The sequence below is a fragment of the Pseudonocardia sp. EC080619-01 genome (genome assembly GCF_001420995.1).
Taxonomy (GTDB): domain Bacteria; phylum Actinomycetota; class Actinomycetes; order Mycobacteriales; family Pseudonocardiaceae; genus Pseudonocardia.
The window spans coordinates 4822908-4835805 of sequence record NZ_CP012184.1 but is presented as its reverse complement, the minus strand read 5'-3'; the positions used below and the strand labels follow the sequence as shown (position 1 = coordinate 4835805).

12 protein-coding genes are annotated in these 12898 nt (G+C 75.4%); 9 read left to right on the top strand and 3 right to left on the bottom strand.

Features of this window, described 5'->3' with window-relative positions:
* Positions 1 to 13 precede the first annotated feature (13 nt).
* From sucB to AD017_RS22675, 5 genes are all read left to right on the top strand, one after another.
* The gene (gene sucB / locus AD017_RS22695; protein ID WP_060575494.1) at positions 14 to 1753 is read left to right on the top strand and encodes a 2-oxoglutarate dehydrogenase, E2 component, dihydrolipoamide succinyltransferase; all 1740 of its coding nucleotides are present in this window, start codon (positions 14 to 16) and stop codon (positions 1751 to 1753) included.
* A gap of 150 nt (positions 1754 to 1903) precedes the next feature.
* Positions 1904 to 2794 (top strand): TIGR01777 family oxidoreductase, encoded by an 891-nt coding sequence (locus AD017_RS22690; protein ID WP_010224470.1) that lies wholly within the window; start codon positions 1904 to 1906, stop codon positions 2792 to 2794.
* Positions 2791 to 4053 (top strand): NAD(P)/FAD-dependent oxidoreductase, encoded by a 1263-nt coding sequence (locus AD017_RS22685; protein ID WP_060575493.1) that lies wholly within the window; start codon positions 2791 to 2793, stop codon positions 4051 to 4053. The genes AD017_RS22690 and AD017_RS22685 overlap by 4 nt, the downstream gene beginning before the upstream one ends.
* A gap of 27 nt (positions 4054 to 4080) precedes the next feature.
* Positions 4081 to 4806, top strand: a complete 726-nt coding sequence (gene lipB / locus AD017_RS22680; protein WP_060575492.1) for a lipoyl(octanoyl) transferase LipB — start codon at positions 4081 to 4083, stop codon at positions 4804 to 4806.
* Positions 4807 to 4841: 35 nt separating this feature from the next.
* Entirely contained in the window at positions 4842 to 5339 is a 498-nt protein-coding gene (locus AD017_RS22675) for a helix-turn-helix transcriptional regulator (RefSeq protein ID WP_010224473.1), read from the top strand.
* On the opposite strand, the gene AD017_RS22670 is transcribed toward AD017_RS22675, so the two are convergent.
* Positions 5327 to 6259 carry an LLM class F420-dependent oxidoreductase gene (locus AD017_RS22670; protein WP_060575491.1) on the bottom strand — a complete coding sequence of 311 codons (933 nt, stop codon included), beginning with the start codon at positions 6257 to 6259 and terminating at the stop codon, positions 5327 to 5329. The two genes, AD017_RS22675 and AD017_RS22670, sit on opposite strands and share 13 nt — an antisense overlap.
* Positions 6260 to 6297: 38 nt before the next feature.
* On the opposite strand from AD017_RS22670, the gene AD017_RS22665 reads away from it, so the two are divergent.
* From AD017_RS22665 to AD017_RS22655, 3 genes are all read left to right on the top strand, one after another.
* Positions 6298 to 7260, top strand: a complete 963-nt coding sequence (locus tag AD017_RS22665; RefSeq protein ID WP_010224475.1) for an SDR family NAD(P)-dependent oxidoreductase — start codon at positions 6298 to 6300, stop codon at positions 7258 to 7260.
* Positions 7257 to 8261, top strand: a complete 1005-nt coding sequence (lipA, locus tag AD017_RS22660; protein WP_010224476.1) for a lipoyl synthase — start codon at positions 7257 to 7259, stop codon at positions 8259 to 8261. Before AD017_RS22665 ends, lipA begins: the two co-directional genes overlap by 4 nt.
* 87 nt (positions 8262 to 8348) lie before the next feature.
* Positions 8349 to 9086 carry a DUF4191 domain-containing protein gene (locus AD017_RS22655; protein WP_060575490.1) on the top strand — a complete coding sequence of 246 codons (738 nt, stop codon included), beginning with the start codon at positions 8349 to 8351 and terminating at the stop codon, positions 9084 to 9086.
* Between the two features lie 43 nt (positions 9087 to 9129).
* Here AD017_RS22655 and AD017_RS22650 read toward each other — a convergent pair whose 3' ends face one another.
* Positions 9130 to 10263: a glycosyltransferase family 4 protein gene (locus AD017_RS22650; RefSeq protein ID WP_060575489.1), complete on the bottom strand. Its 1134-nt coding sequence runs from the start codon at positions 10261 to 10263 to the stop codon at positions 9130 to 9132.
* Positions 10264 to 10822: 559 nt separating this feature from the next.
* On the opposite strand from AD017_RS22650, the gene AD017_RS22645 reads away from it, so the two are divergent.
* A complete protein-coding gene (locus AD017_RS22645) occupies positions 10823 to 11200 on the top strand; it encodes a hypothetical protein (protein ID WP_010224480.1) in 378 nt (125 codons plus the stop codon).
* A 12-nt stretch (positions 11201 to 11212) separates the two neighbouring features.
* Here the strand turns inward: AD017_RS22645 and AD017_RS22640 are convergent, their stop codons facing one another.
* The gene (locus AD017_RS22640; protein WP_082398872.1) at positions 11213 to 12856 is read right to left on the bottom strand and encodes an NYN domain-containing protein; all 1644 of its coding nucleotides are present in this window, start codon (positions 12854 to 12856) and stop codon (positions 11213 to 11215) included.
* Positions 12857 to 12898: the final 42 nt, after the last annotated feature.

The following is a 12898-nucleotide window of genomic DNA, read 5'->3' as shown; positions in this document are numbered from 1 at the left end:
AGCTCCACCCCACATGGCCGTCACCGTTGAGATGCCCGCCCTGGGCGAGAGTGTCACCGAGGGCACCGTCACCCGCTGGCTCAAGGCCGAGGGCGACACCGTCGAGGTCGACGAGCCGTTGCTCGAGGTCTCCACCGACAAGGTCGACACCGAGATCCCGTCGCCGGCGGCAGGCGTGCTGAAGCGCATCATCGCGGGCGAGGACGAGACCGTCGAGGTCGGCGGCGAGCTGGCCGTGATCGGCGACGCCGGCGAGGCCGACACCTCCGGCGGCGGTTCCGAGCAGGCGGCCCAGGAGGCCGAGCCGGAGCCCGAGCCCGCGCAGGAGGAGGCCCCGGCGCCGAAGCAGGAGCCGGGCGGCTCCTCCGGCGGCGGTTCCGGCTCCCCGGTGACCATGCCCGAGCTGGGCGAGTCGGTCACCGAGGGCACCGTGACCCGCTGGCTCAAGCAGGTCGGCGAGTCGGTCGAGGTCGACGAGCCGCTGCTCGAGGTCTCCACCGACAAGGTCGACACCGAGATCCCCTCGCCGGTCGCCGGCACCGTGCTCGAGCACACCGTCGGCGAGGACGAGACCGTCGAGGTCGGCGCGCAGCTCGCGCTGGTCGGCGACGGCTCGGCCGCCCCGGCGCAGCAGGAGGCCCCGGCCCCCAAGGAGGAGCCGGAGCAGGAGGCCCCGAAGCAGCCGGAGCCGAAGCCGGAGCCGACGCCCGCGCAGCCGAAGGCCGAGGCCCCGAAGGAGCAGGCGGCCGCGCCGAAGGGCTCGACCGACACCCAGGGCGGCGCGTCGTCGTCGAACGGGTCGGGCGAGAAGCCCTACGTCACGCCGCTGGTCCGCAAGCTCGCCCAGGAGAACGGCGTCGACCTCGAGTCGGTCACCGGTTCCGGTGTCGGCGGGCGCATCCGCAAGCAGGACGTGCTGGCCGCGGCCGAGCAGAAGTCGGCACCGGCCCCGGCCGCCCCGTCGGCACCGGCCGCCGGTGGCGCGCCGAAGCAGCCGCAGGCCGTCCCGACCCGCTCCGGCGACGCCCCGGAGCCGGGCACCACGGTCAAGCTGCCGCGCCTGCGCCAGGTCATCGCCCAGCGCATGACCGAGTCCCTGTCGACCTCGGCGCAGCTGACCACGGTCCAGGAGATCGACCTGACCCGCATCGTCAAGCTGCGGAACCGGGTCAAGGAGGACTTCAAGAAGCGTGAGGGCGCCAACCTCACCTTCCTGGCCTTCATCGCCAAGGCGACCATCGAGGCGCTCAAGGCCTTCCCGTCGCTGAACGCCTCGATCTCCGAGGACGCCAAGCAGGTCACCTACCACGGGCCGGTGCACATGGGCATCGCGGTCGACACGCCGCGCGGCCTGCTCGTCCCCGTCATCAAGGACGCCGACGACCTGTCGCTGGCCGGCATCGCCAAGAAGATCGCCGACGTCGCGGCCCGCACCCGCGACGGGAAGATCGGCCCGGACGAGCTGTCCGGCGGCACCTTCACGATCACGAACATCGGCTCCGCCGGGGCGCTGTTCGACACGCCGATCATCAACCAGCCGCAGGTGGGCATCCTCGGCACCGGCGCGATCGCGAAGGAGCCGAAGGTCGTCGCCGGCCCGGAGGGCGAGGACGTCATCGCCATCCGTTCGGTGTGCTACCTGCCGCTGACCTACGACCACCGTCTGGTCGACGGCGCGGACGCCGGCCGGTTCCTCTCGGCCGTCCGGGCCCGCCTGGAGGAGGGCGCGTTCGAGGCCGAGCTCGGCCTGTAGTCCTTCCCGGACACGCGGAACACGATGTCGCGGCCCGTCCCGGTTCCACCGGGACGGGCCGCCGTCGTTCACCCGGCCGTGTGATGCGGTGATCACCGTCGCGGCATGTCCGGGTCGCGCGGACCGCCCGGAACCGGAAGGATCGCCGCCGTGCGAGTCGTCGTCGCCGGTTCGTCCGGACTGATCGGAACCGCCCTGGTCGCCCACCTGCGGGGCGCGGGGCACGAGGTGCTGCGCCTGGTTCGGCGCTCGGCCGCCGCGCCCGACGAGCGCAGCTGGGACCCACCCGCGGGGACCATCGAGGACGGCACGCTCGACGGCGTCGACGCCGTCGTGAACCTCAACGGCGCCGGGATCGCGGACCGGCCGTGGAGCGGGGCCCGCAAGCAGCTGCTCCGCGACTCCCGCAACGTCCCCACCGACGTGCTGGCCACGGCGGTCGCGCGGCACAAGGTGCCGGTGTTCGTCAGCGGCTCGGCGGTCGGGTACTACGGCGACACCGCCGACGTCGAGGTGGACGAGTCCGCGCCGTCCGGCAGCGGCTTCCTCGCCGACGTCTGCCGGGACTGGGAGGCCGCCGCCGCGCCCGCCTCCGACGCCGGCGCCCGCGTCGTGCTGGTCCGCACCGGCCTGGTCCTCTCCCCCTCCGGCGGGATCCTCGCCCGGGTGCGACCGCTGTTCAAGGGCTTCCTCGGCGGCCGGATCGGGTCCGGTGCGCAGTACTGGCCGTGGATCTCGCTGGACGACCACGTGTCCGCCGTCCGCTTCGCGGTCGAGACCGGCACGCTGTCCGGGCCGGCGAACCTGACCGGGCCGGTCCCCGTCACCAACGCCGAGTTCACGAAGGAGATGGGGGAGGCCGTCGGCCGGCCCACCCCGTTCCCGGTGCCCGGGCCGGTGGTCGCGGGCGTGCTCGGTGAGATGGGCCGGGAGATGCTGCTCGGCGGGCAGCGGGCGGTGCCGAGGGCACTGCTCGACGCCGGGTTCCAGTTCCGCCACCACACCGTCGGCGACGCGCTCTCGGCCGCGGTCGGCACGTGACCGACGTCCTGGTCGTCGGCGCCGGGCTCGCGGGCCTGCGCGCCGCCGCCGTCCTGCACCGGCACGGGCTCTCGGTGCGGGTGCTGGAGGCGTCCGACCGGGTCGGCGGCCGGGTCGCCACCGACGTCGTCGACGGCTTCCGCTGCGACCGCGGCTTCCAGGTCCTCAACACCTCCTACCCGGCGCTGCGGGCCGCGCTCGCCCCGCACGGGCTCGACTCGCTCGACGCCCGGCCGTTCGAGCCCGGGGCCGCGATCCGCGCGGGCGACGGCGAGCTGCACCGCTTCGTCAACCCGCTGCGCCGCCCCGCCTCCGGCCCCGATCTCGTCACCGACGACCTGTTCGGACCGATCGACAAGGCCCGGCTGGTCGCCTGGACGGCCCGGGTGCTGGCGTCGCCGCCGTCGCGGACCGCCACCCTGATCGACCGCTCCGCCGCCGACGATCTCGACGCCGCCGGGCTCGGCGGCGCCGTCACCGACCGGTTCCTGCGCCCGTTCCTGTCCGGTGTGCTCGGTGAGACGGCACTGGAGACCTCGGCGGCCTTCGTCCGGCTGGTCTGGCGCAGCTTCGCACTCGGCACGGTCGTCGTGCCGGGGGACGGCATGGAGGCACTCCCCCGGCGGCTCGCCGCGGCCCTGCCGGAGGGAACGGTCTCGCTGGGGACCCGGGTCCGGGCCGTCCACGGCGGACCCGCACCCGCCGTCGACACCGACGACGGCACGGTCCCCGCCCGCGCCGTGCTCGTCGCCGCGGACCCGCGGACGGCCGCCGCGCTGCTCCCCGGCGTGGCCGATCCGGCGATGCACGCGCTGACCACGTTCTTCCACGTGCCGCCGCACGCGCCGTCGTCGTCGCCGTTGCTGCACCTCGACGGCACCGGCGGCCCGGTGGTCAACACGGTCGTGCTCACGGCCGCCGCGCCCGGCTACTCCGCCGACGGACGGCCGCTGGTCGCCTCGACGATCGTCGGGACGCCGGAGGGCACCGGGATCGACGAGCCCGCGGTGCGCCGCGAACTGACCCGGATCTGGGGCGAGCCGGCCGACGACTGGGCGCACCTGCACACCGCCCGCGTCGAGGAGGCCCTGCCGCTGCTGCCTGCCGGGCAGCCGGTGCGGCGCGACGTCGACCTCGGCCGCAACCTGTTCGTCGCCGGGGACCACCGGGACACCCCGTCGACGCAGGGGGCGCTGGTCTCGGGGCGCCGGGCGGCGCAGGCGGTGCTCGCCCGGCTGGGTGTGCGGTCCGGGGGGTGACCCGCGGCCGGGAGTAACCTCGGCCCCATGCCCGCCCCGCACCTGAGCTGCCGTGCCGGAACCGACCCCGTCCGCGTGGACCGGCTGGGGCGTGTCGAGTACCTCGCCGCCTGGGACACCCAGCGCGCGCACGCCGCCGCCCGCAAGGACGGCGCCGGCGCGGACGTGCTGATGCTGCTGGAGCACCCGCCCGTCTACACGGCGGGGCGGCGCACGCAGCCCGAGGACCGGCCCACCGACGGCACCCCCGTGATCGACGTGGACCGCGGCGGCCGGATCACCTGGCACGGCCCGGGCCAGCTGGTCGGATACCCGATCATGAAGCTCGCCGAACCGATGGACGTCGTCGACTACGTGCGCCGGCTCGAGGAGGCGCTGATCCGGGTCTGCCACGAGCTGGGCCTGGAGAAGGCCGGCCGGATCGAGGGGCGGTCCGGGGTGTGGCTGCCCGCCGAGGGCTTCACCCCCGAGCGCAAGATCGCCGCGATCGGCGTGCGCATCCAGGGCGGGATCACCCAGCACGGGTTCGCCCTCAACTGCGACGCCGACCTGGGCGACTTCGGCCGGATCGTGCCCTGCGGGATCGCCGACGCCGGCGTGACCACGCTGAGCGCCGAGCTGGGCCGCGACGTCACGATCGACGAGGTCACCGGTGCCGTCACCACCGCGGTGCTGGACGCGCTCGAGGGGCGGCTGCCCGTCTCCGAGCACCGGGTCGCCCGGATGGTCGACCTGATGTCCGGCCTGGGCTGATGCACGGACTTCCGTAGTTCCGTAGTATCGGAGCCGTGACCGACGACGCCGACCGCCGCCTGACCGACCTGGAGGACCGGGTCGCCCAGCTCGAACGGCGGATCGTCGACGGGGATCCCGGTGGCCGCGGGTCGCGGGGTCCCGCGGCCACCGGCGCCGGGACCGTCCGCTACTCCGGCGAGGTCGCGCTGCACGGGGACATCGGGTGGGCGATCGAGTACGACGCCGGCGCCGCGCTCGACCTGGCGGACGAGCCCCGGACCGCCGTGCTCGCCGCGCTCGGCCACCCGGTCCGGGTGCGCATCGTCCGCAGCCTGCTGCACGGCCCGCGCGGGACCACCGAGCTCACCGAGGCCGCCGAGCTCGCCTCCACCGGGCAGCTCTACCACCACCTCAAGGCGCTCACCCACGCCGGCTTCGTCGAGCAGGACGGCCGCGGCACCTACCGGATGGCACCGCGGGCCGTCGTACCCGCGCTCGTCCTGCTCACGGCGTCGGCCGACGTCGCGGGTCTGTTCGGTCAGGCCAGCTGAGGCACCACCGACGACGCGAACTCCTCGATGTGGCCGAGATCGGCGAGATCGAGGATCTGCAGGTAGATGCGGGTGGTCCCGGTCTTCTCCGACCACACGCCGAGCTGGTCGACGATCTCGCCGGGGGTGCCGGCGAGGCAGTTGCGGCGGACCTCGTCCACGTCGCGACCGACCGCGGCCGCGCGGCGCGCGACCTCGGCGTCGTCCCGGCCCAGGCACAGCATCTGCGCCACCGAGTACGTCAGCTCCCCCGGGTCGCGACCGGCGGTCGTGCAGGCCTCGCGGACCCGGCCGAACTGCGCGGCGACGGTGTCCGGGTCCTGGAACGGGACGTTGAACTCGGACGCGAACCGGGCGGCCAGCGCGGGGGTCTTGCGCTTCCCCATACCCCCGACGATCACCGGGGGCGCGTCCTGGACGGGCCGCGGCAGCGCGGGCGAGTCGGCGACCGTGTAGTGGGTGCCCCGGTGCGAGAACCGCTCGCCCGGCGGGGTCGCCCACATCCCGGTGAGGATCTCCAGCTGCTCGGTGAGGATCTCGAAGCGCTCGGCCAGCGGCGGGAACGGGATCCCGTAGGCGGTGTGCTCGGCCTCGAACCAGCCGGAGCCGAGACCGAGCTCGATCCGGCCGCCGGACATCTCGTCGGCCTGGGCGACGGCGACGGCGAGCGGGCCGGGCAGCCGGAACGTCGCGCTGGTGACGAGCGTCCCCAGCCGGATGCGTTCGGTCTCCCGGCCGAGCGCGGCGAGGGTCACCCAGGCGTCGGTCGGGCCGGGGAGGCCGCCGCCGTCGCCCATCGCGAGGACGTGGTCGGAGCGGAAGAAGGCGTCGTACCCGGCGTCCTGCGTGGTAAGCGCGACGCGCAGCAGGTCGGTGTAGGTCGCACCCTGCTGGGGTTCGGTGAAGATCCGGAAGTCCACGTCGGGAGACGCTAGCCGCGGACCGCTACGGTCGCCGCGTGCACCCGCTCCCCGACCTCTCCGGCCGCACCGTCGTCGTCACCGGGACGACGTCCGGGCTCGGCAAGTCCCTGTCCGCCGCGCTGGCCGGGGCCGGTGCCCGGGTCCTGATGACGGCGCGGGACGCCGGACGCGGGACGGCGGCGGTCGAACAGGTCCGGGCCGGGCTCACCCCGTCGTCACCGGGCGCGGGCAGCGCGGAGCTGGTCCTGCTCGACCTCGCCGACCTCGCCTCGGTGCGGGCCGCGGCGACCCGGATCCGCGAGCACACCGGCGACCGGCTCGACGTGCTGGTGAACAACGCCGGCGTCGCGATGGGGCCGCGCGCGGAGACCGCGGACGGCTTCGAGCTCCAGATCGGGACCAACCACCTCGGCCCGGCGGCGCTGACCTGGCTGCTGATGCCGGCCCTGCGCGGAGCGGGCGACGCGGAGCAGCCGTCGCGGGTGGTCACGACGTCGAGCCTCGGGCACCGCAGCGGCCGGATCGACCCCGACGACCTGCACTGGACCCGTCGCCGCTACGGGCCGAACGCGGCCTACTGCGCATCGAAGCTGGCGAACCTGCTCTTCGCCGCCGAGCTGGACCGTCGCCTGCGGCTGGCGGGTGACCCGGTCCTCTCGGTGGCCGCGCACCCGGGGATGACGGAGTCGTCGCTGCTGGCGAACTCGTTCCGGCGGGCGGGCAGCGGCCCGTGGAAGGACCGCGTCTACGGCGTGCTGGACCGGCTGATCGTCCAGCCGGTGGAGGACGGCATCGCACCGCAGCTGGCGGCCGCGACCGGGCCGGTGCACGGCGGTGACTACATCGGACCGTCCGGGTGGGGTGAGGTGCACGGACCGCCCGCTCCGGCCCGCCGGACGGCTGCTGCGCAGGACCCGGTGCTCGCGGGCAGGTTGTGGCAGGTCACCGCAGCCGCGACCGGCATCACACCGGACCCCGGGCGTAGGGTGCAGGTGTGACCGTCGCACCCGAAGGCCGCAAGCTGCTCCGCCTCGAGGTCCGCAACAGCGAGACCCCGATCGAGCGCAAACCGTCCTGGATCCGCACCCGCGCCCGGACCGGTCCGCAGTACACCGAGCTCAAGGGACTCGTCCGTTCGGGCGGGCTCCACACGGTGTGCGAGGAGGCCGGTTGCCCCAACATCTACGAATGCTGGGAGGACCGGGAGGCGACGTTCCTGATCGGTGGTGAGCAGTGCACCCGCCGCTGTGACTTCTGCCAGATCGACACCGGCAAGCCGTCCGACCTCGACGTCGACGAGCCCCGCCGGGTCGCGGAGTCCGTGCAGCAGATGGGTCTGCGCTACTCCACCGTCACCGGCGTCGCCCGTGACGACCTCGACGACGGCGGGTCCTGGCTCTACGCCGAGACCGTCCGCCTGATCCACGAGATGAACCCGGGCACCGGCGTCGAGCTGCTGATCCCGGACTTCAACTCCCGTGACGACCAGCTCGGCCCCGTCTTCGACGCCCGCCCCGAGGTCCTCGCGCACAACCTCGAGACGGTCCCGCGGATCTTCAAGCGGATCCGCCCGGCGTTCCGCTACGAGCGCTCCCTCGAGGTGATCACCAAGGCCCGCGAGAAGGGCCTGGTCACCAAGTCCAACCTGATCCTGGGGATGGGCGAGACCCCCGACGAGGTCACCTCGGCGCTCCGGGACCTGCACGAGGCCGGCTGCGAGATCATCACGATCACCCAGTACCTGCGCCCGACCAAGCGCCACCACCCGGTCGAGCGCTGGGTCAAGCCCGAAGAGTTCGTCGCGCACTCGAAGGCCGCCGAGGAGATCGGGTTCGCCGGGGTCATGGCCGGACCGCTGGTGCGGTCGTCGTACCGGGCGGGCCGGCTGTACGCGCAGACCGTCGCCCACCGCGGCGAGGAGCTGCACCCCGACCTGGCGCACCTGACCGAGTCGGGCCCCGCCGCCCAGGAGGCGAGCTCCCTCCTGGCCCGGGGCTGACCCGCACCGGGCGGGGCGGGCGGGGCGCGTGAGACGGCCCGTGGACCACACGGACCGTTGATCACCGCGGGCACGTACGCTGGTCACATGCCCGGCAAGCCCCGCAAGCCCTCGCCCGAAGAGAAGAAGGCGCTCAAGGCCCAGAAGAAGGCCGCGTCGAAGCAGCGCCGCCAGCAGATCTGGCAGGCGTTCCAGACGCAGCGCAAGGAGGACAAGAAGCTCCTCCCGATCATGATCGGCGTCTTCGTCGGTGCGATCGCGCTGCTCACCCTGGTCGGCTGGCTCTTCGGGCTGACCTGGTTCTTCGTGCCGTTCGGCGTGCTCATCGGTGCGCTGGGGGCGTTCAGCATCTTCGGCCGGCGGGTGCAGCGCTCGGTCTACGTCAAGGCCGACGGGCAGCCGGGTGCCGCGGGCTGGGCGCTGGACAACATGCGCGGGCAGTGGCGGATCACCCAGAGCATCGCCGGCACCACCCAGCTCGACGCGGTGCACCGGGTCATCGGGCGGCCCGGCATCGTCTTCGTCGCCGAGGGCGCGCCGCACCGGGTGAAGAACCTCCTGGCGCAGGAGAAGAAGCGGACCGCGCGGGTCGCCGGCACCACCCCGATCTACGACGTGATCGTCGGGAACGAGGAGGGGCAGGTCCCGCTCAAGGGCCTGCAGCGGTACCTGATGAAGCTGCCGCGCAACATCTCCGCCGCGGAGATGGACTCGCTGGAGAACCGCCTCAACGCGCTCGGCAGCCGGGCCGCGGCGATGCCGAAGGGGCCGATGCCCCAGGGCGCGAAGATGCGGAGCGTCCAGCGCGCCGTGCGCCGCCGCTGAGCTCCGCTCCCGGACACCCGGGCGGCCTGGTCCCCTGGCCGCCTCAGGCGTGGGGGTGCAGGAACGTCCGCAGCCGGTCGGCGGAGGCGGTCCCACCCCAGATCCGCCGCACCCGGTCCCGCCCGGCGCGGCCCATCGCCGATGCCCGGGCCGGGTCGGCCAGCAGACCCGCCACCCGGTCGGCGACGGCGCTCACGTCGCGCCCTCCGACGACGTGCCCCGTGACGCCCTCCTCCACCGTCTCCGGGGCTCCGCCGGAGTCCCCCGCGACGACCGGCAGGCCGGACGCGGCCGCCTCGAGCAGCGCGATCCCCAGCCCCTCGACGTCCAGCCCGCCCAGGTGGGTGCGGCACGGCAGCGCGAACACGTCCCCGGCCGCGTGGTGCGCGGCGAGCTCCGCGGCCGGCACACCCCCCGTCAGGACGACGGCGTCGGCCACCCCGTGCGAGACGGCCAGCCTCCGCAGCCGGTCCCGGTACGGCCCGCCACCGACGAGCAGCAGGCGGGCACCGGGCACCCGCTCGCGGATCGCCGGCAGGGCTGCGACGAGCACGTCCTGCCCCTTGCGCGGTACCAGACGGGACACGCAGGCGACGACCGGTGCCCCGCCGAGGCCGTAGCGGGCCCGGACCGCGGCGCGGGCCGCGGGATCGGGCGCGAACCGGGTGGTGTCGACCGGCGGCGGCAGCGGCTCGAGCGCGGCGTCCGGGCCGAACGCGGCCGCGAACCGGTCCCGGGTCCAGCGCGAGACGGTGGTGACGACGTCGGCGTCCGCCCCGATCCTGCGCAGTGCCGCGCGCGCCCCGGGCAGCATCGACCAGCCGACCTCGTGCCCGTGGGTGGTGGCAATGACCCGGCCGATCCCGGCCCGCCGGCGCAGCGACGGGCCCAGCAGGCCCAGCGGGGCCGCGGCACCGAACCAGACGGCGCCGGCTCCGTGTTCACGGGCGATCCCCGCGGCACGCCGGGCGACCTCGGGCACCGGGAGCATCAGCGAGGACCGGTGGCGGTGCACCGGGAACGGGAGCGTCGCGTCGAACTCGTGGTCTCCCCGCCAGGCCGGGGCGTAGACGGCGAGCTCGCCGACCGGCAGCGCGCGCGCCAGGTCGTGCAGGTAGCTCTGGATGCCGCCGGGCCGGGGCGGGAAGTCGTTGGTCACCAGCAACGTGCGCGCCACGGCGACCGACGGTAGCCGGGCCGGTCACGGCGGTCCGGGGCCGGGCCACCGCGGTGTCGGCGGGCCCTGCCACCGCGGTGTGGGCGGGCCGGGTCACGGCGGTCTGGGCGGACCGGGGCACGGCGGTGTCGGAGCGCCGGGCCACAGCAGTGTCGGCGGACCAGGGCACGGCGGTGTCGGCGCTCCGGGTCACGACGGTTCGAAGGGCCGGTCCGGCGGCGCCGCACGCGTCGGGGGACACGCCGGGGTCGCGGGCCGCCGACCGGCCTTCTGGGGAGCGGACGATCCGCTCTCCTCCCCGTCGTCCCGCGGTGCCCCGGAGGTTCCCGTCGGGGCCGGGAGCTCCCGGGATGCTCCGACCGGGTGGCGGGGGACCACCCGGCAGGACGTCCGGTGAGGAGGTGGTGCTGTTCAGGTGAACGAGCGCGGGCGGGCCCGGGTTACGGATCGGCAACGGATTTCCCGGATCCGGGGGTACGGACCTCCGCGGCCGGTTTCTGTCGGACCCCTCCCCTAGCTTCGGCGGTGATCGCACGACCACACGACGAGGGAGGCCCCGATGATCGTCGACTGCGACCGCTGCGAGGTCCGTGGCACCGCCTGCGGTGACTGCGTGATCGGCGTCCTCATGGACGTGCCCGAGATCGACCGTCCGATCCCCTACCTGCCGGTCGACCTGCCCGGCGAGCAGACCGGCCGGAGCGGTGCCGCGGCCGTACCCGGCGGGCTGCGCCCGGTGGCCGGCGGCCCGGGGAGCGGCCCGGTCGAGTTCGCCGAGCCGGAGCGCCGGGCCCTGCAGGTGCTGGCCGACCACGGCCTGATCCCGCACCTGCAGCTGGTGGAACCGTCCGAGCGGCGTGCTCCCGCGGCGGAGCGGCCCCTGATGCCGGTCCCCGTGGTACCGGTCCGCGACCGGCGCCACCGCGACGCGGGCTGAGTCCGGGCCCGTTCAGCCGCCCAGGCGGCGCAGCAGGACGGCCGAGGGCACCGTGTGGGCACCGCTGCGACGCACCGAGCGGACGACCTCCTGGTCGGTGGTCGCCACCAGCAGGGGGCGCCCGCGGGGCTCGGCGGCCACGAGATCGCGCACGACGTCGTCGGCGATCACGCCGGCCTCGCTGAACAGCACCCGGACGCCGCGCCCGCCCCGCAGCGGCGCAGCGCTGACCGCGGCACCGTCGAACACGACGGTGATCTCCACCCCGGTACGGGCGCCGAGCACGCCGAGCTGCCCCACCAGGCGCGAGCGCTGGTCGGCCAGTGGCAGGTCCGGATAGCCGGTCTTGCTGACGTTGTAGCCGTCGACGATCAGGTGCACCGCGGGCATGGCGAGCAACGTGTCGAGCGCGGCGAGCCCGTCGACGGGCACCCCGGCCCGCCCGCGGGCCGCGGTCGCCGCGTCCCCGCCCGTCCCGGCGAGGAGGTCCGCCGGGCGCGGTCCCCCGGCGCCCACGTCGAGCTCGCGGCGCAGACCCGCGATCGCCCCGCCGACCGTGTCCAGCAGCAGCTCCAGCCGCACCTCGTCGCCGCGGCGCGCCTCCCGGGCCGCCGCCCGTGCGGCGGCGACCTCCCGGGGCGCCGCCTCGGCCCGGCGCCGCTCCTGTTCGGCACGCTCCCGTTCGTGCGCGCACTCGGTGCGCGCGGCGGTCAGCCGCTCGTCGGCCCCGGCACGCAGCCCGGCGACCTCGGCCTCCAGCTCCGCGCGGGCGTCGAGCGCGGCGCGCAGCTTCCCACCCTGGTCGCTGATCCGGCGTCGCATCTGCTGGAACTCCGCGTCCCGGCTCCCGACGACCGTGCGCGCCTGGTCCCGTTCCTCCGCGACCTCGGCCCGCACCCGTTCCAGCTCGGCGGTGAGCTTGTCGACCTTGGCGAGCGCCTCGTCCCGCTCGGCCCGCATCGCGGTCAGGTCCCCGGACTGCTCGGCCTCGGTCACCCGTCGCCCGGCCCGCGGGTCGCCCGTGAGCAGGGCGACGGCGGCCGCGTCGAGCTTGTCGACCGGGGCGGGGAGGTCCCCGTCGGTGTCGGACCCGGCAGTACCGGCCGCCGGGCCGGCCGCGGAGGCGGCTGCCGAGGCGTCGTCGCCGCTCCCCTGCTCCGTCCGGTCCGGCAGCTCCAGCTCGCCCGGCCGGTGCTCGGCCCACCACGCGACGACGGCCGCGCGGAACGCCGGGTCGGACTCCAGCTGGGCGACCAGGACCTGCCCGGCGAGCCGGGCCCGCTTCGCCGGGGTGAACGTCGCGAAACGCCGCAGCGGGGCGGGCACCTCGACCGGCCGCAGGCCGCCCAGGGCCGCGCTCGCGATCTCGGCGAGCCGGGCCCGCAACGGCGCCGACAGCGGCGGCCAGGGAGTGCCGGACCCGGGACCGGTGCAGTCGGAGCCCGGACCGGGGTCGTCGGAGCCGGACGGGTCGCGTGCGGGGCCCGACGAGTCGCGTGCGGGGCCGGACGGGTCACGTGCTGGGCCGGACGGGCCGTGTGCGGGGCCGGACGGGCCGCCGGAACGGTCCGAGGGGTCCTCGGACGCCCCGGCGCCGGGACACGACGGGACGCCGGAGGCCGTGGGGCCCGGTGCATCCGTGTCGTCGTGCGCCATCGGTCCAGGCTATCCCCGACCGCCGCCCCGTGCCGCCGACCG

Bases quoted from the DNA above. Each gene is read 5' to 3' on its own strand.
- sucB (WP_060575494.1), top strand. From the start codon at position 14: ATGGCCGTCACCGTTGAGATGCCCGCCCTGGGCGAGAGTGTCACCGAG.
- lipB (WP_060575492.1), top strand. From the start codon at position 4,081: ATGCCCGCCCCGCACCTGAGCTGCCGTGCCGGAACCGACCCCGTCCGC.
- AD017_RS22655 (WP_060575490.1), top strand. From the start codon at position 8,349: ATGCCCGGCAAGCCCCGCAAGCCCTCGCCCGAAGAGAAGAAGGCGCTC.
- AD017_RS22645 (WP_010224480.1), top strand. From the start codon at position 10,823: ATGATCGTCGACTGCGACCGCTGCGAGGTCCGTGGCACCGCCTGCGGT.
- AD017_RS22640 (WP_082398872.1), bottom strand. From the start codon at position 12,856: ATGGCGCACGACGACACGGATGCACCGGGCCCCACGGCCTCCGGCGTC.